General features: G+C 67.8%; 26 protein-coding genes. 13 read left to right on the top strand and 13 right to left on the bottom strand.

The genetic code is table 11. The features are described 5' to 3' along the window. Nucleotides 1-55 precede the first annotated feature (55 nt). Nucleotides 56-1,213: a M35 family metallo-endopeptidase gene (locus GGQ62_RS15330; protein WP_167649699.1), complete on the bottom strand. Its 1,158-nt coding sequence runs from the start codon at nucleotides 1,211-1,213 to the stop codon at nucleotides 56-58. Nucleotides 1,214-1,295: 82 nt separating this feature from the next. Then, nucleotides 1,296-1,697, bottom strand: a complete 402-nt coding sequence (locus GGQ62_RS15325; protein ID WP_152577889.1) for a metallopeptidase family protein — start codon at nucleotides 1,695-1,697, stop codon at nucleotides 1,296-1,298. 44 nt (nucleotides 1,698-1,741) lie between these two features. Between GGQ62_RS15325 and GGQ62_RS15320 the strand changes: the two genes are divergently transcribed. Continuing rightward, a complete protein-coding gene (locus tag GGQ62_RS15320; RefSeq protein WP_152577890.1) occupies nucleotides 1,742-2,017 on the top strand; it encodes a 4a-hydroxytetrahydrobiopterin dehydratase in 276 nt (91 codons plus the stop codon). A gap of 169 nt (nucleotides 2,018-2,186) precedes the next feature. Here GGQ62_RS15320 and GGQ62_RS15315 read toward each other — a convergent pair whose 3' ends face one another. Together GGQ62_RS15315 and GGQ62_RS16720 are read right to left on the bottom strand one after the other, a co-directional pair. Beyond that, the gene (locus GGQ62_RS15315) at nucleotides 2,187-2,966 is read right to left on the bottom strand and encodes an SDR family NAD(P)-dependent oxidoreductase (RefSeq protein ID WP_152578256.1); all 780 of its coding nucleotides are present in this window, start codon (nucleotides 2,964-2,966) and stop codon (nucleotides 2,187-2,189) included. A gap of 73 nt (nucleotides 2,967-3,039) precedes the next feature. Beyond that, on the bottom strand, nucleotides 3,040-3,930 hold the full coding sequence (locus GGQ62_RS16720) for a DMT family transporter (RefSeq protein WP_152577891.1): 891 nt from the start codon (nucleotides 3,928-3,930) through the stop codon (nucleotides 3,040-3,042). A 58-nt stretch (nucleotides 3,931-3,988) separates the two neighbouring features. Between GGQ62_RS16720 and GGQ62_RS15305 the strand changes: the two genes are divergently transcribed. Next, on the top strand, nucleotides 3,989-5,320 hold the full coding sequence (locus GGQ62_RS15305; protein WP_243446148.1) for a Y-family DNA polymerase: 1,332 nt from the start codon (nucleotides 3,989-3,991) through the stop codon (nucleotides 5,318-5,320). Nucleotides 5,321-5,324: 4 nt separating this feature from the next. Here GGQ62_RS15305 and GGQ62_RS15300 read toward each other — a convergent pair whose 3' ends face one another. From GGQ62_RS15300 to GGQ62_RS15290, 3 genes are all read right to left on the bottom strand, one after another. Beyond that, nucleotides 5,325-6,656 (bottom strand): NAD(P)/FAD-dependent oxidoreductase, encoded by a 1,332-nt coding sequence (locus tag GGQ62_RS15300; RefSeq protein ID WP_152577892.1) that lies wholly within the window; start codon nucleotides 6,654-6,656, stop codon nucleotides 5,325-5,327. A gap of 484 nt (nucleotides 6,657-7,140) precedes the next feature. Next, nucleotides 7,141-7,377: a helix-turn-helix domain-containing protein gene (locus GGQ62_RS15295; RefSeq protein ID WP_152577893.1), complete on the bottom strand. Its 237-nt coding sequence runs from the start codon at nucleotides 7,375-7,377 to the stop codon at nucleotides 7,141-7,143. Next, nucleotides 7,377-8,003, bottom strand: a complete 627-nt coding sequence (locus GGQ62_RS15290) for a hypothetical protein (RefSeq protein ID WP_152577894.1) — start codon at nucleotides 8,001-8,003, stop codon at nucleotides 7,377-7,379. The genes GGQ62_RS15295 and GGQ62_RS15290 overlap by 1 nt, the downstream gene beginning before the upstream one ends. Nucleotides 8,004-8,087: 84 nt before the next feature. On the opposite strand from GGQ62_RS15290, the gene GGQ62_RS15285 reads away from it, so the two are divergent. The 3 genes from GGQ62_RS15285 to GGQ62_RS15275 all read left to right on the top strand — a co-directional run bounded on the left by GGQ62_RS15285 (nucleotide 8,088) and on the right by GGQ62_RS15275 (nucleotide 9,609). Then, nucleotides 8,088-8,774: an acyloxyacyl hydrolase gene (locus GGQ62_RS15285; RefSeq protein WP_152577895.1), complete on the top strand. Its 687-nt coding sequence runs from the start codon at nucleotides 8,088-8,090 to the stop codon at nucleotides 8,772-8,774. After that, nucleotides 8,771-9,100 carry a hypothetical protein gene (locus tag GGQ62_RS15280; RefSeq protein ID WP_194163375.1) on the top strand — a complete coding sequence of 110 codons (330 nt, stop codon included), beginning with the start codon at nucleotides 8,771-8,773 and terminating at the stop codon, nucleotides 9,098-9,100. The genes GGQ62_RS15285 and GGQ62_RS15280 overlap by 4 nt, the downstream gene beginning before the upstream one ends. A 194-nt stretch (nucleotides 9,101-9,294) precedes the next feature. Continuing rightward, nucleotides 9,295-9,609 (top strand): superinfection immunity protein, encoded by a 315-nt coding sequence (locus GGQ62_RS15275; RefSeq protein ID WP_152577896.1) that lies wholly within the window; start codon nucleotides 9,295-9,297, stop codon nucleotides 9,607-9,609. 20 nt (nucleotides 9,610-9,629) lie between these two features. Here the strand turns inward: GGQ62_RS15275 and GGQ62_RS15270 are convergent, their stop codons facing one another. Next, nucleotides 9,630-9,983 carry a nuclear transport factor 2 family protein gene (locus tag GGQ62_RS15270; RefSeq protein WP_152577897.1) on the bottom strand — a complete coding sequence of 118 codons (354 nt, stop codon included), beginning with the start codon at nucleotides 9,981-9,983 and terminating at the stop codon, nucleotides 9,630-9,632. Between the two features lie 89 nt (nucleotides 9,984-10,072). On the opposite strand from GGQ62_RS15270, the gene purL reads away from it, so the two are divergent. The 4 genes from purL (at nucleotide 10,073) to GGQ62_RS15250 (ending at nucleotide 14,208) form a co-directional block, all read left to right on the top strand. Further along, complete coding sequence (purL, locus tag GGQ62_RS15265) at nucleotides 10,073-12,229, top strand: phosphoribosylformylglycinamidine synthase subunit PurL (RefSeq protein ID WP_152577898.1); 2,157 nt, start codon at nucleotides 10,073-10,075, stop codon at nucleotides 12,227-12,229. Nucleotides 12,230-12,276: 47 nt separating this feature from the next. Next, a complete protein-coding gene (locus GGQ62_RS15260; RefSeq protein WP_243446149.1) occupies nucleotides 12,277-13,002 on the top strand; it encodes a CPBP family intramembrane glutamic endopeptidase in 726 nt (241 codons plus the stop codon). Nucleotides 13,003-13,079: 77 nt separating this feature from the next. Then, complete coding sequence (locus tag GGQ62_RS15255) at nucleotides 13,080-13,481, top strand: DUF4112 domain-containing protein (RefSeq protein ID WP_152577899.1); 402 nt, start codon at nucleotides 13,080-13,082, stop codon at nucleotides 13,479-13,481. Between the two features lies 1 nt (nucleotide 13,482). Then, the gene (locus tag GGQ62_RS15250) at nucleotides 13,483-14,208 is read left to right on the top strand and encodes a hypothetical protein (RefSeq protein ID WP_152577900.1); all 726 of its coding nucleotides are present in this window, start codon (nucleotides 13,483-13,485) and stop codon (nucleotides 14,206-14,208) included. A 131-nt stretch (nucleotides 14,209-14,339) separates the two neighbouring features. Here GGQ62_RS15250 and nadC read toward each other — a convergent pair whose 3' ends face one another. The 3 genes from nadC to GGQ62_RS15235 form a co-directional block, all read right to left on the bottom strand. Beyond that, nucleotides 14,340-15,170 (bottom strand): carboxylating nicotinate-nucleotide diphosphorylase, encoded by an 831-nt coding sequence (gene nadC, locus GGQ62_RS15245; RefSeq protein ID WP_152577901.1) that lies wholly within the window; start codon nucleotides 15,168-15,170, stop codon nucleotides 14,340-14,342. 124 nt (nucleotides 15,171-15,294) lie between these two features. Beyond that, entirely contained in the window at nucleotides 15,295-17,028 is a 1,734-nt protein-coding gene (locus GGQ62_RS15240; RefSeq protein ID WP_152577902.1) for an SLC13 family permease, read from the bottom strand. A 157-nt stretch (nucleotides 17,029-17,185) separates the two neighbouring features. After that, on the bottom strand, nucleotides 17,186-18,772 hold the full coding sequence (locus GGQ62_RS15235; protein WP_243446150.1) for a DUF389 domain-containing protein: 1,587 nt from the start codon (nucleotides 18,770-18,772) through the stop codon (nucleotides 17,186-17,188). Between the two features lie 185 nt (nucleotides 18,773-18,957). Here GGQ62_RS15235 and GGQ62_RS15230 point away from each other — a divergent pair, with 185 nt between their 5' ends. Next, nucleotides 18,958-19,323: a DUF1428 domain-containing protein gene (locus tag GGQ62_RS15230; protein WP_152577903.1), complete on the top strand. Its 366-nt coding sequence runs from the start codon at nucleotides 18,958-18,960 to the stop codon at nucleotides 19,321-19,323. Between the two features lie 34 nt (nucleotides 19,324-19,357). Here the strand turns inward: GGQ62_RS15230 and nadA are convergent, their stop codons facing one another. Together nadA and GGQ62_RS15220 are read right to left on the bottom strand one after the other, a co-directional pair. After that, complete coding sequence (nadA, locus tag GGQ62_RS15225) at nucleotides 19,358-20,356, bottom strand: quinolinate synthase NadA (RefSeq protein ID WP_152577904.1); 999 nt, start codon at nucleotides 20,354-20,356, stop codon at nucleotides 19,358-19,360. 188 nt (nucleotides 20,357-20,544) lie between these two features. Then, the gene (locus tag GGQ62_RS15220; RefSeq protein WP_152577905.1) at nucleotides 20,545-21,420 is read right to left on the bottom strand and encodes an MBL fold metallo-hydrolase; all 876 of its coding nucleotides are present in this window, start codon (nucleotides 21,418-21,420) and stop codon (nucleotides 20,545-20,547) included. A gap of 98 nt (nucleotides 21,421-21,518) precedes the next feature. Between GGQ62_RS15220 and GGQ62_RS15215 the strand changes: the two genes are divergently transcribed. From GGQ62_RS15215 to GGQ62_RS16645, 3 genes are read left to right on the top strand one after another with little or no spacing between them, the layout of a single operon-like run. Beyond that, nucleotides 21,519-21,920 carry a BLUF domain-containing protein gene (locus GGQ62_RS15215; RefSeq protein WP_152577906.1) on the top strand — a complete coding sequence of 134 codons (402 nt, stop codon included), beginning with the start codon at nucleotides 21,519-21,521 and terminating at the stop codon, nucleotides 21,918-21,920. Then, nucleotides 21,917-23,176: an NAD(P)/FAD-dependent oxidoreductase gene (locus GGQ62_RS15210; protein WP_152577907.1), complete on the top strand. Its 1,260-nt coding sequence runs from the start codon at nucleotides 21,917-21,919 to the stop codon at nucleotides 23,174-23,176. The genes GGQ62_RS15215 and GGQ62_RS15210 overlap by 4 nt, the downstream gene beginning before the upstream one ends. Next, nucleotides 23,173-23,703, top strand: coding sequence for a GNAT family N-acetyltransferase (locus GGQ62_RS16645; RefSeq protein ID WP_152577908.1), 531 nt, complete (start codon nucleotides 23,173-23,175; stop codon nucleotides 23,701-23,703). The genes GGQ62_RS15210 and GGQ62_RS16645 overlap by 4 nt, the downstream gene beginning before the upstream one ends. Nucleotides 23,704-23,741: the final 38 nt, after the last annotated feature.

Raw genomic sequence — 23,741 nt, 5'->3', positions numbered from 1 at the left:
ATACCGGCGAGGCAGGATCGCGCGATACCGTGCCAGCGCGGTCGCCCGCCGCTGTTCACGCCGCACGCGATCGCAATGCCACCGCCGTTGCCGGGTCCATGCGCTCACCGATGCTGTCATACAAGCGCGCGCCGAGCGCCTGCATGCGATCACCCGCCGTCAACGCCCCGGCGGCATCGGCGACGAAGAACGCCCAGCTGTCGGCATTGGTGCGGCACTGCTCCAGCGTCAGGGTGCGCACCGCCGGAAATTTCGGGTCGCGGCGCACATGGGCGCCATTGGCATGGGTCAGGGCATCGTCGTCGCGCGGCAGCAGCCCCTGCCAGGAATAGGCATGGTCGACGGTGCGGGCATAAAGATGGCTGAGTTCATGGACCAGCACCCGCGCCCAGTTGGTCTTGCCGCTCAAGGTGTTGGCGGTGCTGAAAAAACCCTTTTCGATATGGATCGCGATCAGGTCGTTGAAATAGCCAAAGCCTTCGGCATGCTCCAGCCCGCTCGCCGTGCCGCGTTCGTGCGGCGAATCGGTCAGGATCACCTGGCCGGTCTTCAACCCGGCGGCGATGCGCTGCAGCTGCGGCAGCAGCCGTGCGGCATGGTCGGTGATCTTGGTGGCCTCGTCCGGCGTGCCGGCGGGCACGAACCAGCGGTGGAACAGCTTGCGATGTTCGGGCAGCAGCGGCGCCCCGGCGACGATCATCGCCCGGCCGACCCAGGCCAGCGCCAGTTGGCACGCCTCCCCCAGGTCGCTGATCGCCTTGGCCGAAAAGCGTTCCCCGCCGCTGTCGAGCACCTTGTCGACGGTGTCGGCGGAACTGTTGGCGAATTCGACCGGAAACGCCCGCAGCGATTCCGGCAGCGACAATATCCACACCTTCTGCTTGCCGAACGACTGCTGCATGTAGAGGTGCCGCACCGTTTTCAGCGCCAGCGCGCGCGCGGCACCGGCGGTCGCCGCCGGCCCGGTCGCGCCCTCCGGCGCCTGGGCGGCGGCGCGCAGCATCGCTGCCTCGGTGCGGCGCTTTTCGCCGCGCGGTGTTACCATGCGGGTGCGGATCGCGGCCGGAATCCCGACCCGCCGCGCGTCGAAGCCCTGCATCGTCACCAGGTCGGCGACCCCGCGTGCCACGTCGCCCCATGCCGGATTATAGTCGCCGGGCGTGCCGATCGCGGCCAGCAACTGGTTGTGATAGTCCCGAAATGGCTTTGCCATGCGATGGCCCCCCGACGGCCGCGCCCCCGCGACGAAAACTGCCTTGCAGCATTTCAACGCTATTGCACCTGGGCGGCGCGCGTCAATTCGTTGCGGCCTCGATCGCTTCCATGGCGTCATCGCTCAGCCCGAAATGATGGCCGACCTCATGGACAAGCACATGGGTGACGATTGCTTCCAGGCTGTCCTCGCCCTCGCACCATTCATCGAGCAACGGCCGGCGATACAGGAAGATCATGTCGGGCAGCACACCCGATGGCTCGTCGCCCTTCATCCCGACATGGCGGCCCTGGTACAGCCCCAGGATCTCCCATTCGCTCTCCAGCCCCATCTCGGCCATCACCTCGGCATCGGGGAAATCCTCGACGCGCAGCAGGACATGGCCGAGATGGTCGCGGAACAGCGGCGGCAGGCGCTCCACCGCGGCCTGCGCCAGCGCCTCGATGTCGGCAAGAGTCGGGCTGAGCGTTTGACGGCTGGTCATCGCCGGCTGATACCGCACGCGATTGTCCGATACGAGGCCCCAAAATGATCGCCAGACTGAACGACGCCGAAATCACCGCCGCGCTGCCCGATGTGCCGGGCTGGACCCGGAACGGCGACGGGATCGAGCGGCAGTATCGCTTCGCCGATTTCGTCACAGCCTTTGCCTTCATGTCGCGCGTCGCGCTGCTGGCGGAAAAGGCCGACCATCATCCGGAATGGTCGAATGTCTACAACAAGGTCGATGTCCGGCTGACGACGCACGACGCCGGCGGGCTTTCGGCGCGGGACTTTGCGCTGGCGAAAGCGATCGATGGGTGAGGGTTGAGGTCGAGGGGCATGGGCAAAGCTCATGGCCGATTGAAAGGGCGCATGGGCAAAGCCCATGCTGGCGTCGGACGGGTTCGGCGGGGAAGGCCCCGCCGCCCCGCCGGCCGGTCTTGCGCCTGTCGGCGCGTAGCGCTTCGCTACGCGCGCGCGGCGCTGCGACTCAGCGGGGCGCCATCCGGATGGCGCCGTCGATCCGCACATCCTCGCCGTTGAAATAGGAATTGCGGCACATCTCCACTGCCAGCGACGCATATTCGCTGGGGTTGCCGAGCCGCTTCGGGAACGGCACCGAGGCGGCGAGCGCGTCTTTCACATTCTGCGGCGCGCCGTTCATCAGCGGCGTGTTGAAGATGCCGGGCAGGATGGTGTTGACGCGGATGCCTTCGCTCATCAGGTCGCGCGCGATCGGCAGGGTCATGCCTACGACGCCGCCCTTCGACGCCGAATAGGCGGCCTGGCCCATCTGGCCGTCTTCGGCCGCCACCGACGCCGTATTGACGATCGCGCCGCGCTCGCCGTCCGCCAGTGCCGGCAGGGTCAGCATCCCCGCCGCCGACTTGGCGACGCAGCGGAAGGTGCCGACGAGGTTGATCTGGATGATCATGTTGAAGGCGTCGAGCGGGAAATGCTTGATTTCCCCCGTTTCGCGGCTGCGGCTGGCGGTCTTGGCGGCGTTGCCGGTGCCGGCGCAGTTGATCAAAATGCGTTCCTGGCCGATCGCGGCGCGTGCCTTGGCAAAGCCCGCATCGACCGATTCGTCGCTGGTGACGTTGACGTTGCAGAACACACCGCCGATGTCCGCGGCGACGGCTTCGCCCTTTTCGGCGTTCATGTCGAAGATGGCGACCTTGACGCCCTGTGCCGCGAGCGCGCGCGCCGTCGCTTCGCCCAGCCCCGATGCGCCGCCGGTGACCACGGCCGACAAACCTGCAAGTTCCATCATCGCTCTCCCAAAGAATTCGGCCTCTCTATGGGAAGGGTTTCCGCAAGCGGCAACCTTCAAAACAGATGGGTCAATCCGGCCGTTCGGGCACCGACGCCGCCAGCAACGCCCGCGCCACCTGGCGTTCGCGCACCGCCAGATAGACCGTGGCGCCGAAAATGACGACGCCGCCGAGGATAGTCATCTGGTCGACCCGTTCGCCGAACAGCGCGATGCCGGCCAGCGTCACCAGCCCGAAGCGAACGAAGTCATAGGGCAGCACCGCCGAGGCTTCGGCGAGCGAAAAGGCCTTGTTCATCGCCAGCTGCCCCACCGCCGCCGCGCAGCCGATAGCGACCAGCAGCGGCCAGACATCGGCCGGCGGCCAGCGCCAGACGAACAGCGCCGCGATAAAGCTGGGCGGCGTCATCAGGATGAACGTCCAGGACGCCACCGCCCGGCTGTCGTCGGTCGCCACCAGCTGGCGGATGGCGACGATCGAAAACGCCGTCGAGACGGCCGAGATCACCGCCGCGAGCACCCCCGGCGTCAGCGGCAGGGCGCCCGGCCGCACGACGATCAACATGCCGGCAAAGCCCGCCGCCAGCGCCGCCACCCGGCGAAAATGGATCTTTTCGCCCAGGAACAGCACGGCGCCCGCCGTGGCGAACAGCGGCGCCGTGTAGTTGATGCTCAACGCCGTCGCCAGCGGCGCGTGCGCCACCGCATAGAAGGTGCCCATGGTGGCGATGAACCCCGACGCAGCGCGGCGCAGATTGGCGGTCAGCCGCGACAGCCGGATCAGCCCTGGGTTGCGCAGCATCATCGGCAACAGCACCAGCGTGCCGATCGCGCAGCGGAAAAACACGATCTGGAAGGCGTGCACTTCGCGCGAGGCATAGCGGATCAGCACCCACATCGACGCAAAGGCCGTGCAGGACAGGATCATCCAGAAGACGCCGCGGTTGGTCACGCTGTTCACGCCGCCGGGGTTAATGGCTCGCGCGCCGTGCCGATAGGGGTGTTGCCGTGTTCCCCTAATGTTCCTGCCGTGCTATGCACCCGCCATGGTGACGGCATCGCTCCGCTGGCTGTATCTCGACCTCAACAGCTATTTTGCGCATGTCGAGCAACAGCTTGACCCGTCGCTGCGTGGCCAGCCGGTCGTCGTCGCCCCCGTCGACAGCGATTCGACCAGCGCCATTGCCGCCAGCTACGAAGCCAAGAAATTCGGCATCCGCACCGGCACCAAGATCCACGAAGCACGCGCGCTGTGCCGCGACATTCGCGTCGTCCCGGCCCGCCATGGCGAATATGTCCGCTTCCACCACGCCATCATCGCCGAGGTGGAGCGCCATGTCCCCGTCACCGCCGTCTGCTCGATCGACGAGGTCGCCTGCCGCCTGCTCGACAATGAAAATGCACCGGCCGCCGTCACCGCCCTCGCCGCGCGCATCAAGGCCGGCATCCGCGCCCATGTCGGCGAATGCCTGACGGTGTCGATCGGAGTCGCCCCCAACCGGCTGCTCGCCAAGATGGCGGCGGACATGCAGAAGCCCGACGGCCTGACCATCCTGCCGCCCGAAACGCTGGCGGCGCGGCTGGCGACGCTGAAACTGTCCGACATCCCGGGCGTCGGCCGCAACATGGAACGCCGACTGGCCGCTGCCGGCATCGTCACCATGGAACGGTTGCTGGCGCTGACCCCGCGCGAGGCGCGCCTGGCCTGGGGCAGCGTCTGGGGGGAACGCATGCACTGGCTGTTGCAGGGCGCCGATGTCGCCGAAGTGCCGACGCAGCAGCGCAGCATCGGCCACAGCCATGTGCTCGGCCCCGACAAGCGCAGCCCCGACCGGGCGCGGCTGGTCGCCCGCCGCCTCGCCGCCAAGGCCGCGACCCGGTTGCGCCGCGCCGAACGCACCGCCGGCTGGATCGGCCTGGCGGTCAAGGCGGAAGCCCGGTTCGGCGAAAAGCCGGCCAAATGGTCGTCCGGGCTGCGGCTGCCGCAGGTCATGGACACGGTGACGCTGCTCGAACGGCTCGACACGCTCTGGCATCGCATGCGCGGCGAGTTCGGCCCGCAGCGCTATCTCCAGGTCAGCATCGTCCTTGGCGAGCTCGGCGACGCCGGTGCGGTCCAACACGATTTGTTCCAGGGCGCCTCCGCGCCGGGCCTGTTCGATGGCCCCTCCACCCCTTCCGCCGCCGATGCGGCGCGCCGACTGGCGCTGTCGGTCGCCATGGACAAGGTCAACGCCCGCTTCGGCCGCGATGCCGTCACCCTGGGCCATGATGCCGCGGGCGCGTCGCGGTCACAGGGCCCGCGCATCGCCTTCACCCGCATCCCGGAACTCGCCGAGTTTCACGAATAAGGCGTCAGTGCAGCTTCAGCTGGGGGCGGACGACCTGGTTGACGTGCCCGACGAGCAGCAGCGAAAAACCCTTCACCCAGCCATGGATGGCGAGCAGGTGCATGCGGTACAGCGAGGTATAGACCAGCCGCGCCAGCCGGCCCTCGATCGCCATGCGGCCGCCGACGAGATTGCCCATCAGGCTGCCGACGGTGGTGTAGCGCGCCAGGCTGACCAGCGAGCCCTTGTCGCGATAGACGAAGTCGCGCATCGGCTTGCCGGCGATGGCGGCGCGCAGGTTGTGATAGACCGTCGTCGCCATCTGGTGTGCCGCCTGGGCACGCGGCGGAATCGGCCGGCCCTGCCCCTCCGGCACATAATAGGCGCAGTCGCCGATGGCGAAGATGCAGTCGTCGAGCGTCGTCTGCAGCGTCGACCCGACGACCAGCTGGTTGTTGCGCGTCGTTTCCAGCCCGCCGATGTTGGCCAGGAACGGCGCCCCCTTCACACCCGCGGCCCAGACCATGATGTCGGCGCCGATGACCTCCCCGCTTTTGGTGATGATCGCCTCGGGTGTCGCCGACGTTACCGGCGTGTTGGCGAGCACCCGGACGCCCAGCGCTTCGAGCTCGGCAGTGGCGGAGGCCGCCAGCTTGTCGGGCAGCGCCGGCAGGATGCGCGGCCCGGCCTCGATCAGCGTCACCTGCAGGCGCTTTTCATCAAAGACCTCCAGCCCGTAGAAGCCCAGCGCCGTGGCCGCCGAATAGAGTTCCGCCGCCAGCTCGACGCCGGTGGCGCCGCCGCCGACGATGGCGACGCGGGCATAGGATTCGGCGTCGGGGTCGGCGGTCATCTGGCGCGAGACGCGCAAGCACTGGTTGAGCAGCCGCCGGCGGAAGCGGTCGGCATCGGCGCGGGTATCGAGCGAGATGGTATTCTCCCGCACGCCCGGCGTGCCGAAGTCGTTCGACACCGACCCGACCGCCATCACCAGATAGTCATAGCGGATGCGATGCCGCCCGATGACCTCGTTGCCATCCTCATCGATGATCGGCGCGACGACGATCTGCTTGGCGGCGCGGTCGATATCCTCCAGCGCGCCGTCGAAATAGCGGTAACCCCAGCGAAAGGCATGGCCGCGATAGCCGACCTCGTCGAGATTGGCATCGAGCGACCCGGCCGCGACCTCGTGCAGCAGCGGCTTCCAGATATGGGTGGCGTTGCGATCAACAAGGATGATGTCGAAATCCTGGCGCGACAGGTTGGCGCCGAGCTTGGTGACAAGCTCCAGCCCCCCTGCCCCACCGCCGACAACGACGATCTGGGTTTTCTTGCCGTCCGGTCGCGTGCGCGGCATTCATCGTCCCTGCCCATGTTGCAGCGCAACCATAGCGCCGGGCGGGGAATTGCCCAAGCGGGGTTTTTGGCGAACGGGCGCCGGCAAACGGCGGCGTTGCGGGTCGATCCTGGGGGCTGAACGCGGCATGCGCGTTGGCGAGGCTGTTATCGATTCCCTGATCATATTCGCGCCCGAAAGTCTCGAAAGTCACACCGATTTGCGTCTTTTTCGGATGTCTGATTGACGCTGTGATCGATTTTATGAATGTAAAGGCGGCGGCGTGCCTCGCTTGTCGAGGGCCGATGCCGTGCACGATGCCGCTTTCGTGGGAAGATGAGGCATTTCGGCGGGTAGCAGCGGCCTGCCGCCGCCCCGCCCCCTGCCTCGCAAGAGGCTAGAGCAAGACGCACGTATCGCGTTCCATACGGTTCAAAGAGCATCTGGCCGGACTTCTTAACCTTTCTGGTTCGTGTAGGACAGGGCGACAGGCGAGGACGGCCGGTTATTCATTGGCGTCGGGATGCAGATCGTCGTCCGACGGCTCATAGGCGAGAATGTCCCCCGGCTGGCACCCGAGATAACGACAGATCGCGGCAAGTGTGGAAAAGCGGACCCCCTTCACCTTTCCCGACTTTAACAACGACAAGTTCGATTCCGTGATGCCGATCGCTTCGGCCAGTTCCTTGGAACGGACCTTGCGCCGGGCGAGCATCACGTCGAGACTGACAATGACCGGCATCAGATGAAATCGGCCAGATCGCGCTCGGCGCAAATGCCCGCCTCCAGTGCCCAGGTGGTCGCATAGGCGGCGACCGCGAACAGCAGCGCAGGCCCGGCAACAGTGAGGTCGATGCCGACAAACCAGGACGCACCGCTCGGCGTACCGGGAAACAGGAGCATGGCCCGCAAGCTATCCGTCAGCGGCTGCGCGACCGCCCAGAGCATCGCCGCGAATGCACCGCGTTTCAACCATGGCAAGGCGCGCACCAGCACATGTTCGCCGCGTTTGCCAAGCCGGAGCAACGTCAGGCCGACAGCCAGGAACAGGAAAACCAGCAACCCCTCGTCGAGCAGCGTGAGTGCTGCCAGGCCCATGCGCACGGCGGGCCGGGCAGCATGGGCGGCAAGGTGCGCTTCCGCGGCAGGGTGATCCCGTACCGCAACCTGCTCCCTTGCTGGCAGCAGTCGGATGAGATCCGCCGACTGCCGGCATCCCCGCTCGTCGCTGCAGGACAGGGTCCATCCCGGAACAATGGCCTGCGCGGTGGCGGCCAGGCCCCACAATGCCGCCACCAGGATGAATGCGATGCCGGCCCACCGACAGACACGCGCCTTCCACAGCGGGAGTGAATATCTGTCAGACACCTATTTCTTTCTGTTTGACGAACATATATTGCTATTTTACACGATCAACGTCGGTTGTGCGACGGCTTCCTTGAAGGGGAATGGATGATCGGCTGGAAGAGCGTCTTTGGCGCCGCAATGACGCTCGCCGCTGCATCGGCGGCATCGCAGGAGCACGATTTCGATGCGGAAGCGCCACTGCAACGGGCCGGACCCGAAGTCGCCATCGGCCTATTGCGACATGGTGCGAATTTTCATCCTCTTGGCGGACAACTGATATTCGATTTGCCCACGCTGCCCGGCGGCCAGATTTATGAAGGCAGCGAAGAGGATGGAACTGTCGATATCCAACTGGTCTATCGCAGCGCACCTTTGTCCATTGCGTTGAAACCGCGACTGACCGGCAAATTGCAGATCAATACGGATGGCCGCACGAGTTTCGCCAGCGTGGGTGCCGAATGGCGCCAGCACGTCTTGCAAAACCGGGTCTATGGTCAATTCGGGATCGGTCTCACCGTGCATGACGGCTATCGTTTCACGCCGGATCCCTTCGAAGCAGGCCTGCCTGCCCGAGACGCGCAGCGACGATATGATGTTTATCGCAGGCGCACGTCCTTCGGCTCGCGCCTTCTCTTCAATCCCAACGCATCGGTCGGGGTCCGGCTGAACCGGCACTGGGCAGTGGAGGCGACGTGGGAGCATTTCAGCCACCGCCAACTCTTTTCCAGCCAGAACCCTGGAATCGATAATGTTGGCGTTCGCTTCGTGTACACGATCGGCGCACGTCGATGATTCTTCTCGCTGCACTTCTATTGACGCAGGCCGCGGCCGTGCCGGCAGAGACGGGCGACATCGTCGTCACCGCGCAGCGAATGGAGCGGCTGAAGCGTCTGCGGATGACGACGAAGATCGATCGCAGGACCGGCACGACGCGGTGCCATTTCAAGCGCCGGAGCGGCGATCCCCTGCTGGACGATGCCGTTTGCAACGCCGTGCTTGCCTGTGTTCCCGCGGTAAGGACAGTGCAGGAGATGCAGAACTGCATCGCACCGACCATGACCGCCCTGCTCGCCGCAGATGTGACGTGGCGGGCCGATGCCGCGACGCGCGACCATTGACGTCGTTTCGTCGCCACCTGCAGCCCCGCAAACAGCGGCCGGTTTCGATGCCCTGCGCGGCGCGATCGGACGACTGCGTTTGATGGGGCACCTGTTTTCGGGCGAGGCGCTTGCGTGGCCCGGCCGCGTCCCGTCGTCTTGTCCGCCACACGCCGAAGGATTAAGCTTGATCCGGTGAAACGCGGAGGCGGATCATGGACATCGGCAGGCTCATGTTGTTCGGCATCGCCCTTGTCGCGGTGCTCGTCTTCAACTTCGTGCCGACGATCATTGCCGTTGCCCGGCAGCATCCCGAGCGGCGGCTGATCGCGGGGCTCAATGTGCTGTCGATGGTGTCGTTCCTGCTGTGGTTCGCGCTGCTGGTCTGGGCGGTCGGTGGCAAGCGCGATGACGGGGTCATCGGGCGCTTTGTCGGGCGGGCGGGCAACCGGCGGCGGCTGGTGGCGCTGGTGGCAGCACTGGTCGGGGTTGGCGTCGCCACCACGGCCTATGCCCTGACCCGGACCTGACCCCGCAACAGCCACCGTCCTCAATAGAAGAACTTTTCCTCGACGATCTTGCCGTCGCGGACCGTGTAAAGCGCGATCTCGTCGATCGTCAGGCGGGTGCCGCTGTCTTTTTGCGTCACGTCCATGACCCAGCGGACGCTGAACTGGTCGCCGTTGACCCAGGGGCCATGGGTTTCGGCGCCGTGGATCTCGTGCGCGCCGGACCACCATTCGCCCTTGGCATCGACCCCGGCCCTGCCCTCGATGCGACCCATCGGGCCGTCCATGGCCTCGATGCTGACAATGTCGTCTGCCCAGTATTTCGGGCCGATGCCCTCGATGTTCCCCGCCTTCGACATCGCCACGACATCGTCGGCAATCGCTTTGGTCGTCATCCTGTTTCTCCCCGAATGATGTGAGAACATAACATGAACTTCATTGCGGGGGAATGACAAATCCGGTGCTATCCGTTATCGCCCGCGCCATGACCCACCCGGCCCCCGAAATCACCCCCCAGATCGTCGCCGACCATGGCTTTACCCCGGACGAATATGACCGGGTCGTCGCCTCCATGGGGCGGGTTCCCAACATGCTCGAACTCGGCATCTTCTCGGTGATGTGGTCGGAACATTGTTCCTACAAATCGTCGCGGCTGCACCTTGCCAAGCTGCCGACGAAGGCGCCCTGGGTGATCTGCGGGCCGGGCGAGAACGCCGGGGTCATCGACATCGGCGATGGCGATGCCGCCATCTTCAAGATGGAATCGCACAACCACCCCAGCTTCATCGAGCCGTACCAGGGCGCCGCCACCGGCGTCGGCGGCATCCTGCGCGATGTCTTCACCATGGGGGCGCGGCCGGTCGCCAACATGAATGCGCTGCGCTTCGGCGAGATCGACGCGCCCAAGATGCGCCATCTGATCAAGGGCGTCGTCGCCGGGATCGGCGGCTATGGCAATTGCGTCGGCGTGCCGACCGTCGGCGGGGAGACCAATTTCCACAAGGCGTACAACGGCAACATCATCGTCAACGCGATGACGGTCGGCGTGGCCCGCCAGGACAAGATTTTCTATTCGGCCGCCGCCGGCATCGGCAACAGCGTCGTCTATGTCGGCAGCAAGACCGGCCGCGACGGCATCCATGGCGCCACCATGGCATCGGCCGAATTCGACGACGCCAGCGAGGACAAACGGCCGACGGTGCAGGTCGGCGACCCGTTCACCGAGAAGCTGCTGATCGAGGCGTGCCTGGAGCTGATGGCGTCGGACGCGATCGTCGCCATCCAGGACATGGGCGCCGCGGGCCTGACCTCGTCGAGCGTCGAAATGGCGTCGAAGGGCGGCGTCGGGCTGCGGCTGGACCTCGACAAGGTGCCGGTGCGCGAGACGCGGATGACGCCCTATGAAATGATGCTGAGCGAAAGCCAGGAGCGCATGCTGATGGTGCTCAAGCCCGGCCGCGAAGCCTTTGCGGAAGCGATCTTCAGGAAGTGGGAGCTGGATTTCGCGGTGATCGGCGAAGTCGTCGAAGGCGGCACGCTGACGCTGACCTTCCATGGCGAGACCGTGGGCGAGATCCCGCTGGCGCCGCTGGCCGATGCCGCGCCGAAATACGACCGGCCGTGGGTGCCGACGCCGAAGCGCGCGCCGTTGGCCGATGTGCCGGAATCGGCCGACCTGGGCGCCGATCTGCTGGCGCTGATGGCGTGCCCGGACCTCGCCTCCAAGCGCTGGATCTGGGAGCAGTACGACCATATGGTCGGCGCCGACACCGTTCAGCGCCCGGGCGGCGATGCGGCGGTGGTGCGGGTGCATGGCACGAAAAAGGCGCTGGCGATCACCACCGATTGCACGCCGCGCTATTGCTTCGCCGACCCGGTGGAGGGCGGCCGGCAGGCGGTGGCGGAAGCGTGGCGCAACCTGGTTGCGGTCGGCGCGCGGCCGCTGGCGATCACCGACTGCATGAACTTCGGCGCGCCGACGCGGCCCGAAATCATGGGGCAGTTCGTCGGCTGCATCGAGGGGATGGCGGAAGCGTGCCGCGCGCTCGACTTTCCGGTGGTGTCGGGCAATGTGAGTTTGTTCAATGAAACCAACGGTGTCGGGATTCTGCCGACGCCGGCGGTCGGCGGCGTCGGGCTCATCGCCGATTACGACCGGCAGATGACGCTGGCGTTCAAGGCCGAGGGCGAGGCGATCTGGCTGGTCGGCGCCGAAAGCGGCCATCTCGGCCAGTCGCTGTGGCTGCGCGAATGCCATGGCCGCGAGGACGGCCCGCCGCCGCCGGTCGACCTCGCCGCAGAACGCGCCGCCGGCGACGCGGTCGCGGCGCTGATCGCTGCCGGGACCGCCACCGCTGTCCATGACGTGTCGGGCGGCGGCGTGCTCGTCGCGCTGGCGCGCATGGCGCTGGCCGGCAACATCGGGGCCGTCCTCGACGCCGATGCGCTGCCCGATGCGGCGGCTGCGTTCGGGGAGGGCCAGGGCCGCTATCTCGTCACCCTGCCCGCCGATGTCAGCCCCGACCAGCCGGCGCGGCGGATCGGCACCACCGGCGGCAACCGTGTGGCGGGTGTTTCGATCGAACGCCTGCGCGCCGCCAACGAAGGCGCCCTGCCCGCTGCACTGACGGGCGCGATTTAGCACGCAGTCGCGTTGACAGTGTTATATAGGTAATACACATGGGGGCGATGGACCCCCTCGCCATCCGCAGCGGCGCGATGCCGGCTTCCCGCGTCGGCATCCTCGCCGAGGTGACGGCTTTCGTCGCCTTCACATTCCTGTCCAGATATCTGATGAGCCTGGTGTTGTGGCGCTATGCGGGGCCGGCCTCGCTGCTGCTGACGCTTGCGCTTCTCACCCTGTACATGCGCTCCAGGGGTGTCGACTGGTCCGCGATGGGCCTGCGCCGGTTGCGCGGGGTTCGGGCCTGGCTGATGGTCGTTCCCCAGGCGCTGCTGGCGCTGCCGGCCTTTGCCCTTGTCGTGGCCATCACCACCATCGGCGGGCCGGCGATCGGGCTGGATTTCCTGCGCGAAGTCTCGGGCGGGGTCGAGGACCGGTGGGGCGATGTCGCCGGCAGCCTGCCGCATTATCTGCTGTGGCTGGCGATCGTCTGGACGGCGGCGGCCTTTGGCGAGGAGATGTTCTTTCGCGGCTATCTCATCACCCGGCTTGGCGCGGCGTTCGGCGGCGGCCGGGCCGGCGCGCTTGCGGCAGTCTTTGTCTCCGCCGTGATCTTCGGTTACGGCCATTTCTATTACCAGGGGCTGCGCGGCGCGGTGGTGACGGGGGGTATCGGCCTCGCGTTCGGCGTCATGTTCCTGCTGTTCAGGCGCAACCTGTGGCCGCTCATCCTGCTGCACGGCGTCATCGACACTTTGACGTTCACCGCGCTGTTCATGGAATGGCAGTGACGGCACGCCATTCTTGAATTCGCGGATATCGGGGCCACATCGGGTTGACGGCATTTCGCCGCTGGAGACCTGCGACCGTGACGGCCGCCACTTTTCCCGCCTCCTATGCCGCTACGGCCCGGCGTTATGTCGCCCGTGATGCCGCCGCCGCGCGGTTGCGCATCGACGCGCTGGAACATGTGCTGGAACGCGCCTTCGTCATTCCGGGGATCAACCGTGCCGTCGGCCTCGATGCGGTGCTGGGCCTGGTGCCGCTCGCCGGCGATGCGGTGGCCGGCGTCATGGGGCTGTACCTGGTCTGGGAGGCGCGCAATCTCGGCATGCCGAAGCGCACCATCGCTCGCATGCTGATGAATGTCGGTGTCGATACCGCGCTCGGGTCGATACCGGTGGCGGGCAATGTCTTCGACCTTCTGTTCCGGTCGAACAGCCGCAACATCCGGCTCGTGCGCCGCCACCTCGACAAGACCCGCGCCTGACGTGATGCCGTTCCTGCTGCTCACGCTGCTGATGTTCGCGGTGGTCGCCATCGGCGTCATGCTGCTGGCGACCGCCGGCGTCGTGCTGTTCGTCCGCGCGCGGCTGGTGTCGCTGGCGTTCGCGGTGCTCGGCGGCCTGGGCTTCAGCGCGCTGATCCACGGCGGCGCCGGTGCGGCGATCCTGGGCACGGCGGCGTTGCTGGTGATCTTTGAATCGATGCGCAAGTCGGCGGCGCGCCGGCGCCGCGACCGCGCGCGTTACGATGTCGAAGCAACCGCCACCCCGGCGCCGTCGCGGCCGACCCGCCGCATCCGGACGCCGCGCGGGCGCGTCGAATCCCCCGACCCGGCGCTCGATGCGGCATGGGAGGCGCTCGCCGGCAATGCCGACTGGGCTGTGTCGCGCGTGGCCGTCGCCCGTGAAAGCTGCCGGCTGTTCCTCGCCACGGTCGATCGCGGCGCCTGGGACAGCGATGCCGGCGACCTGGCCGTGCGCATCCGCCGCCGGGTGCCCGAACATGTGGCGGAATGTCTCGACCGCTGCGAGATCGCGACGCCGTCGGAACGCCGCGCCATCCTTGACGAATGCGTCTTCACCACGGAAAAGGTCGCCGCCGAGGCCGACCGCCAGCGCGCGCGGCTGCTCGGCCCCGCCCATGCCGAAATGAACGTCCAGCGGCGGCATTTGACGCGGCCGGCGCAGGAGGATCCGTTCTCGCTGGATTAGGAGCTGATTGAAGCCACAATCCCGCTCATCCCGCGTCTGGAACATTTCCTCACCCCCGCGCAGGCGGAGGTCCATCGCCCGAGACCCGGAGATGGACCCCCGCCTGCGCGGGGGTGACGAATGAAAGTGGATCAGCCGAAGTCGAGGCCGATGTCCGCGGCCGGCGCGCTCTGGGTGATGCGGCCGACGGAAATATAGTCCACGCCGGTTTCGGCGATGGCGCGGATGGTCTGCAGGTTGACGCCGCCCGACGCCTCGGTCGGCACGCGCCCGGCGACGAGCGCGACCGCCGCGCGCAGCATGTCGGGCCCCATATTGTCGAGCAGCAGGCGGTCGGCGCCGGCAGCGAGCGCCGGTGCGATCTGGTCGAGGGTGTCGACCTCCACGACGACGCCCGCCAGCCCCGCCGCCTTGGCCGCGCGCACCGCGGCATCGACTCCGCCGGCGACGGCGATGTGATTGTCCTTGATCATCACGCCGTCATCCAGCCGCATCCGGTGGTTGGTCGCCCCGCCCATCCGGGTCGCGTATTTTTCGAGGATCCGCAGGCCGGGCAGCGTCTTCCTGGTATCGAGCAGGGTTGCCCCCGTCCCGGCGATGGCATCGACATAGGTGCGTGTCAGCGTCGCGATACCGGTCAGGTGCTGGACGGTGTTGAGCGCCGAGCGTTCGGCGGTGAGCAGCGCCCGGGCGTTGCCGGTGATCCGCATCAGGTCGGTTCCGGCGGCCACGCTTTCCCCCTCCCCGACCAGCGTTTCGATGCGGCAATCGGCATCGAGGGCGCGGAAGAAGGCGGCGGCCAGGGGCAGTCCGGCGACGGTGACGGGATCGCGGCTGTCCATCACCGCGGTCAGCACCGCACCCGCCGGGATGACCGCCGCCGACGTGCGGTCGCCGCCGGCGCCCATGTCCTCGGCAAGGGTGGCGCCAACAAAGGCGGCGATGTCGAAATCGGGGATCATGGGGCTCCGTTACCGGGGCGGGCGGCGATCAACAAGCGCCGTGCGGCCGGCGTCAGCCGGCGCACCAACAAAAGTCGTGCGGCCGGCGTCAGCCGGGGCACCAACAAAAGTCGTGCGGCCGGCGTCAGCCATAGAGGAACGTCAGGGTGGCGGCAGCGACGCAGATGACGAGCACGACGAGGATGCCGCCGACGCGCGCGTAATCGGTGAAGCGATAGCCCCCCGGCCCCATCACCAGCAGATTGTTCTGATGGCCGATCGGGGTGAGGAAGTCGGCCGAGGCGCCGATCAGCACCGCCAGCAGCGCGGCGTCGGGCGCGACACCGAGCAGCTGCGCCACGTCGATCGCCAATGGCCCCATGATGATCGCGGTCGCGACATTGTTGAGGAAGATCGACAGCAGCATGGTGACGCTGCACACCGCGGCCAGGATGACGAACAGCGGCATGTCGGCAAGCGACTGGCTGAGCAGGCGGGCGGCAATGGCGGCGGCGCCGCTGGTCTGGAAGCTTTCGCCGACCGGAATCATCGCGCCGAGCAGCACGATGACGCTCCAGTCGATCGAGCGATAGATTTCGCCGGTCGGGATCAGCCGGGTCGCGGCGAGAACGATGGCGGCGGCGACAAAGGCGATGGCGGGGGACACGCCGCCGAAGACGATGGCGGCGATGGCGATGCCGAACACCGCCAGGATCAGCCCCGCCGTCACCTTCGCCACCGGGACGGGGTCGATGCGGTCGATTTCCAGCAGGCGGGCGCGGGTCGCGAAGCTGGCGATCGCTGCTGGTTCCCCGCGCACGAAAAGCTGGTCGCCGGCCTCGATCGACAGGCTGCGCAGCGGCATCCGGAGCCGGGCGGCGCGCGGGCCGGCGCCGACGACCGAAACGCGATTGTCGCTGCGCAGCGCGACATCGGCGTGCGGCAGGCCGATGAGAAGCGAGCCGTGCGCCACCACCACCCGCGCGGTGACGGCATCGGCCGACACCCCCGGCTGGGCATCGGCGACCAGCCCCATGGTCTCGGCGGTTTCCCACTGGTTGTTGCGCGACAGCAGCAGCAGCCGGTCCTGCGGTTCCACCGGCAAATCATGGTCCAGCGACACCCCCGCCCCCGACCGGGTGACCGCCAGCAACCGCGTCGCTGCGCCCCGCAGCTGATGGCGCAGCGCCTGCATCGACACCGATCCGAACCCTGCCGGCACGGCGAGTTCATAGACGCGCCACGGCGGCCGCGATTCGCGTTCGGCCGACGCCCGCACCGGCAGCAGCCGCCACCCGACCAGCACCAGATAACCGAGCCCGACCACCGCGACGGCGACGCCGACGGGAGTCATGGTGAAAAAGCCGAACGGCGAACCGAGCGACTGTTCGCGCACCGAGGACAGAATGAGGTTGGCGGGCGTGCCGATCAACGTCGTCATGCCGCCGAGAATGGTCGCAAAGGCCAGCGGCATCAGCGTTGCCGCCGGCGATCGCTTTGCCTGGCGGGCGATGGCCGTGGCGATGGGCATGGTGATGACCAGCGCCGCGATGTTGTTCATGAAGGCCGAGAGCAGCGCCGCGACGACGAGCAATCCCGACAGGCGGACCCCGAAGCCGGCGCGGGCGGGGATGGCGACGCGGGCGATGCTCGCCGCGACCCCCGACAGTTCGACGGCGCGGCCGACCACCAGGATCGCCGCGACCGCGATCACGGCCGGGTCCGAAAAGCCCGAAAAGGCGGCCCCGGGCGGCACCAGGCCCAGCAGCACGCACGCCAGCAGCGCCAGCAAGGCGACCAGGTCGTGCCGGATCCGTTCGGACACGAACATGGCGAGCGCGCAGACGAGGACGAGCGCACTGAGGACTGCGTCGGGCACGGGTCAGCGCGCCGCTTGCCGCGCCGGCTGCACGCCCGCCGTGCCGCACGCACGCTGTTTCATCCGAAAATCACCTGTCCGCAACAACGCCGCCGCACCGTGGCTATCGGGGGACTGGCGCGGTTCGGCAAGGGGCGGAATCGCCGTGCGGGCGATTTCAAGCGGGCGGCCCTGCTGCCTCTGGCCGCGGCTGCGGCACGCCCAGCAGGAGCTGGAACGCCTGGCCCGCCGCCGGCGCCGGCACGGCGGTGATGCCCTGTTCGCGCAGCACGCTGGCGATCGCCAGTGCCCGCCGCTGCGCCAGCGTCGGTTGGCGGACGGCGGCCGCGTCGGCCGGCAGGCCGGGAACCCCCAGCGCCGGGCTGTTCCAGTGCCGGGCTGCCCAGATCGACAGGTCGACGGCGCGGACCGCTGCCGGATCGAGCGTGTCGACATTGTTGGCAAAGGCGATTCGCGGCAGCGCCGTGACGGGGGGAACCAGCGTCACCACCCAGCCTTCGGCGGCGGTGCTGGCCCGTTGTTCGATGGTGAAATAGGCTTCGAGCGGCGCCCCCGGCAGCGCCGCCGCAAAGGCCGTCACCCGGCGATGGTCGCGATCGATGGTCACCGCATCTTCGGGCACACCGGCCGCCATCGCCACCAGCCGGGTGACCGCAGCGGCGGCGGCGATGTCCCGGGCGGCGTTGGCCGATGCCGATTGCAGCTCGGCGCGCTGGGTTTCGACCGCGCCGGCCCCCGGATCGAGCAGGACCTGATCGATCTGCAGCGAGACCGGCCGGCCGAGCACGTCACCGAGATCGTCCTGCAGCTGGGCGCTGCTGATCGCCCGCGAGCGCGGCGCGATGACGACGGAGCGGACCGACAGCGGCGCATGGCTGAAATCGATATCGAGCTGGGTGACGCGCGCCCGGTCGCCGAAGCGGCCCGACAGGAAGGTGCGGACCTTGCCGGCGGTCACCGCCTCGCCGGCGATCCGGGTCAGCGAAATGCCGAGCGGGATCGACATGCCGACGAACACGAGGATCAGGATGACCGTCTGCGCCCAGCTTTGCCGGCGCGACAGATGGTGGCCGAAGCCATAGAAGCGCGCCGTGACCATGGCGGCAAGCGCGATGGTGACGAAGTTGGTGACGAACAACGCGAGCGCGCCGCCCATGATCGGCATGCTGCGGGTGGCGAGGCCATAGCCGACGACGGCGAGCGGCGGCATCAGCGCCGTCGCGATCGCCACCCCGACGATGGTTTCACCGCGCCCGCGGATGATGGCGAAGGTGCCGGCCAGCGCCGCGAACAGCGCGACGAGCAGATCGAACAGATTGGGGCTGGTCCGCGCCAGGATTTCGGGGGTCGGCGCCTGCAGCGGCGACAGCGACACGATCAGCGCCGTGAACAGCAGCGCGGCGACGGTGCCGAGGACCAGCGCCGACAGCGCCCGGCGCAGCTCGCGGAAATCGAACAGCGCCAGCGCGAATCCCAGCCCCAGGATCGGGCTCATCAGCGGGGAAATGAGCATCGCCCCGATGACCACGGCCGGCGACGACAGCAGCAGGCCGAGCACGGCGATGCCGGCCGACATCATGATCATGAAGATGTAGCGGGCGGACGGGCCGCTTTCGTCGAGCACGCGCGCAAACACGGCTTCGTGGTCGACAGGCTCGACGATCGATCGGCGCCACCAGCGATAGATCGGCGACATCCGCAGCCCCCGGCCGGTTCGGTTTTCGGGCGCGACAGGCGTGTCCATCAGGCGCGGCCGGTGGGATGGGGGGCAGGTCCGGGCATGGCGCCTCTTTTGCGGGGCCGGGCCGGGATAGGCAAGCCGGCCTGCCGCTTCCAGGCGCCCACAAGACAGGCGGAGGAGAAGCAATGTGCGCCGAATTGCGCTATGATCGCGGCAATCCAGTACCGCCTGAACATCGGGAGAGGACCATGAGCTATATCGACGGCTTCGTCATCGCGGTGCCGACCGCCAACCGCCAGGCCTTTATCGACCATGCGGCCAGGGCCGATCCGGTGTTCATCGAAAAAGGCGCGACGCGGATCTTCGAATGCTGGGAAGACGATGTGCCCGACGGCAAGGTCACCGATTTCCGCCGCGCCGTGCAGGCGACGCCCGAGGAAAGCGTCGTCTTCAGCTGGATCGAATGGCCCGACAAGGCGACGCGCGACGCGGCGATGGCGTGGATGATGGACGAAAGCATGTCGGATCCGCGCATGGACCCGGCGGTCAATCCCATGCCGTTCGATGCCAAACGGATGATCTTCGGCGGCTTCACGCCGGTGGTGGTGCTCTAGCGGGCGAGAATCGCCGGCGTTCGATGCCCCGCGCCTAGTCCCCCGTCACCCGCACCGCCGTCACCGCGCCGGCCATCGCCAGCATGCGGTCGAGCGAGACCTTGGCCTTGACGCGCACATCCTCGGGCACCTCGATCTGCGGCGACAGGTTGCGCAGCGAAAGATACAGTTTTTCCATCGTGTTGAGCGCCATGAACGGGCACATGTTGCAGCCGCAATTGCCGTCGGCGCCCGGCGCACCGATGAAAGTCTTGTGCGGCGCCTTCAACTGCATCTGATGGATGATATTGGGCTCGGTGGCGACGATCACCACCGGTTCCGGGCTGTTGAGCGCATAGTTGAGGATGCCGCTGGTCGCGCCGACATAGTGTGCGAGGTCGAGGATGCCGACCGGGCATTCGGGGTGGGCGAGCACCGGCGCTGCCGGGTGCTGCGCCTTGAGCTTCAGGAGTTCGGTCACCGAAAAGCGTTCGTGGACGATGCAGGTGCCGTCCCACAGCAGCATGTCGCGGCCGGTCTTGCGGTTGAGCCAGGCGCCGAGATGCTTGTCGGGGGCGAACAGGATCTTCTGGTCGGCGGGCAACTGGTTGATGATCTTTTCGGCCGAGGAGGACGTCACGATAATGTCGCTCTCCGCCTTCACCGCGGCCGAGCAGTTGATATAGGTCAGGCTGATGTGGTCGGGGTGGGCGCGGCGGAAGCGCGCGAAATCTTCAGGCGGGCACGAGTCCTCGAGGCTGCAGCCGGCCTTGAGGTCGGGCAGCACGACGGTCTTCTGCGGCGACAGGATCTTGGCGACTTCGGCCATGAACTTGACGCCGCAAAAGGCGATGACATCGGCATCGGTGTCCGCCGCCTTGCGGCTGAGGTCGAGGCTGTCACCGACGAAGTCGGCAATGTCCTGCAGCGCCGGGTCCTGGTAATAATGCGCGAGGATGACGGCGTTCTTTTCGGTCCGCAGCCGGTTGATCTCGGCCTTCAGGTCGAGCGCCGGGATACCGAGGCCGCCCAGCGGGTTGAGACGTGCGTCCATGCGTGAAGTGCTCCAGGATTTTGGCGGATATAGGGGGTGGAACGGACGGCGTCACCCTCTCCCGCCTGCGGGAGAGGCGACTCGCGCGCCAGCGCGGCGGGTGAGGGTGTGCGTCATCTCCGAGGCGGAGCACCCTCACCCGGGCCGGCTTCGCCGTCTCTCGACCTCTCCCGCAGGCGGGAGAGGTTTCAGCGCAGGCGCCATTCGGCGCCGGTATCCGCCACCAGGCCGCGGTTGCGCAGGTCGATGAGATGGGCCAGCACCGATCGGCCGGCGGCGGGGTGGAGGCCCTTGTCGACCATGGCGTACATCACCGCCACCATCGCCGGGATCGTCTGGGGGCCGGCGCCGAGCAGCTTCAGGATCTGCGTCTCGCGCTGCTTGCGGTGGGTGATGAGGCCGCGGACGAAGCGCTGCGGGTCGGTCACCGGCTCGCCGTGCGTCGGGTGGTAGATGGCGTCGTCGCGGTCGAGCAGCTTTTTCAGGCTGGCCATATAGGCCGCCATGTCGCCATCCGGCGGCGCGACGACGGTCGTCGACCAGCCCATGACATGGTCGCCGCTGAACAGCGCCTTTTCCTCCGGCAGCGCGAAGCAGAGGTGGTTGGAGGTATGGCCCGGCGTCGCCACCGCCGTCAGCGTCCAGCCCGGCCCCGCAACGCTGTCACCGTCCGCCAGCACCTGGTCGGGGGCATAGCCGGCATCGAAGCCGGCATCGGCGCGCGGGCCATCGTCGGCGAGTGCCAGCGGCGCGCAGCCGACAATCATCGCGCCGGTGGCGGCCTTCAGCGCCGGCGCCGCCGGGCTGTGGTCCATGTGGGTATGGGTGATGACGATGTGGCTGACGGTCTCGCCGCGCAGGGCCGCGACCAGCGCGGCGACATGCGCCGGATCGGCAGGGCCCGGATCGATGACCGCGACGGTGCCGCCGGCGCCGACGACGAAGGTTCCGGTGCCGGTATAGGTGAACGGCGACGGATTGTGCGCCAGCAACCGCCGCACCAGCGGCGTGCGGCGGACGAGATGCCCCCAGGCGGCGGCATCCGGATGTCGCGACAGATCCATGGTGCAGCTGTGGCAGCGCGGGCGATGATTGTGAAGGGCGGCTTTGCGCCACGGCGCGGGTAAGGCATGGTGGCGGCCACACGGTCCGGGGGCCTCGCATGACGCTGACGCAGCTTATCTATTATTCGCAGCCCTTCGGCTTCGACGACGCCATGCTGAACGGCATCCTGCTGCAGGCACGCCGCAACAACGCCCGCGACGGGCTGACGGGCGCCCTGATCGTCCGCGGCGACCTGTATCTGCAGCTGCTGGAGGGGCCCGAGCCGGCGTTGCTGGCGACCTTTGCCCGGATCAGGCGCGACAATCGTCACCTGGCGGTCAGGCAGCTGTCGCTGGCCGCCGTCGAGGCCCGGCTGTTCCCCGAATGGACGATGCACGACGACCCGGCGCAAAGCTGGCTATGGGACGAGCGGGCGGTGGGTGACGGCGCGCTCGACCGTGCCAGCGTCGCCGAGCTTGGCGCCGTGTTCGCCCGCGTCAAGGAAAGTGCCACGGCATGACGACGTTCGACATCATCATCGTCGGCGCCGGCCATGGCGGCGCGCAGGCGGCCGTGCAGCTGCGCCAGCTCGGCTTTGCCGGCAGCATCGCGATGATCGGCGAGGAGCCCGAGCTGCCCTATGAACGGCCGCCGCTGTCGAAGGATTATCTGGCGGGGGAAAAGGACTTCGCCCGCATGCTGCTCCGCCCGGCAGCGTTCTGGGTGGACCGCAATGTCACGATGCTGACCGGGCAGAAGGTGATCGCCGTCGACCCGGCGGCGCGGACGGTCACCACCGGCACCGGCGAAACCTTCGGCTATGGCGACCTCATCTGGGCGGCGGGCGGCGGGCCGCGGCGGTTGACCTGCGACGGCCATGATTACAGCGGCGTCCATGCCATCCGCACCCATGCCGATGTCGCGGCGTTGCAGGCAGAACTTGCCGGCGCGCACCGCATCGCCATCGTCGGCGGCGGCTATATCGGGCTGGAAGCGGCGGCGGTGCTGTCGAAACTCGGCAAGGCGGTCGTGGTGCTGGAAGCGCTCGACCGGGTGCTGGCGCGCGTCGCCGGGCCGGTGCTGTCGGCCTTTTACGAAGCCGAACACCGCGCCCATGGCGTCGACGTCCGCACCGGCGTCACCGTGGCGGCGGTCAGCGGGACGGCGGGCCGCGCCACCGGCGTCGTGCTGGCGGACGGCGAGCTGGTCGCTGCCGACCTCGTCATCGTCGGTATCGGCATCGTCCCGGCGGTGGCGCCGCTGGCGGCCGCGGGGGCGGCGATGGCCGACAGCCCGCCCGGCGGCGTCGCTGTCGACGACCATTGCCGCACCAGCCTGCCGCATGTCCTGGCCATCGGCGATTGCGCAGCGCACGCCAACGCCTTTGCCGGCGGCGCCCGCATCCGGCTCGAATCGGTGCAGAATGCCAATGACATGGCCACGACGGCGGCGCGGCTGCTGACCGGCAACCCGCGGCCCTATCATGCCGTGCCGTGGTTCTGGTCGAACCAGTATGACCTGCGGTTGCAGACCGTCGGCGTGTCGACGGGCTATGACACCACCGTGCTGCGCGGCGATGTGGCGGCGCGGTCGTTCAGCATCGTCTACCTCAAGGCAGGGGCGGTGATCGCGCTCGATTGCGTCAATGCGGTGCGCGACTATGTCCAGGGCAAGGCGCTGGTCGAGGCCGGCAGCGTCGTCGATCCGGCAGCGCTCGCCGATGGCGATGTGCCGTTGAAGACCTGGCATCCGGCGCATCCGGCGCAGCCCGCGTGACCGGCCCCGTGACCGGTCTGGCCATCACCGTCGCCAGCCCGGCCGAACGCCCGGCGCTGGAAAATCTCGTCCAGCTCTACATCCACGATTTTTCGGAACTTCACGCCGGCACATCCTATGGCGATGTTGCCGACGATGGCCGCTATGTCGTCGATTTTCCGCTGTATCGCTGGTGGCAGGCCGGCGACCATGTGCCGATGCTGTTCCGCGTCGATGGCCGGCTGGCGGGGTTTGCCCTGCTCAACGCCGCGCCGCACGGTGCCACGCCGGTCGATCGCAACATCGCCGAATTCTTCGTGATGCGGAAATACCGGCGGTCGGGGGTGGGCACCGCCGCCGCGCAGACGCTGTTCAGCCGCCACCCCGGCCGCTGGGAGGCCGCCGTCATGCGCCGGAACCGCGGCGCCCGGGCCTTCTGGCAGCGCGCCATCACCAGCCACCCGGCGCTGACCCATGTCGAAACCGCCGAGCGCAGCCATTTCAGCTGGGACGGAACGATCTTCCGCTTCGATATCGCGCCAGCCTGATAGTTTGCCCCGTTTGCGTTGGCGGCGCGCTCGGCTAG

The organism is Polymorphobacter fuscus (assembly GCF_011927825.1).
Classification (GTDB): Bacteria; Pseudomonadota; Alphaproteobacteria; order Sphingomonadales; family Sphingomonadaceae; genus Sandarakinorhabdus; species Sandarakinorhabdus fusca.
Note: the sequence above shows the minus strand (reverse complement) of the source record. Positions and strands in the feature narration are given on the sequence as shown.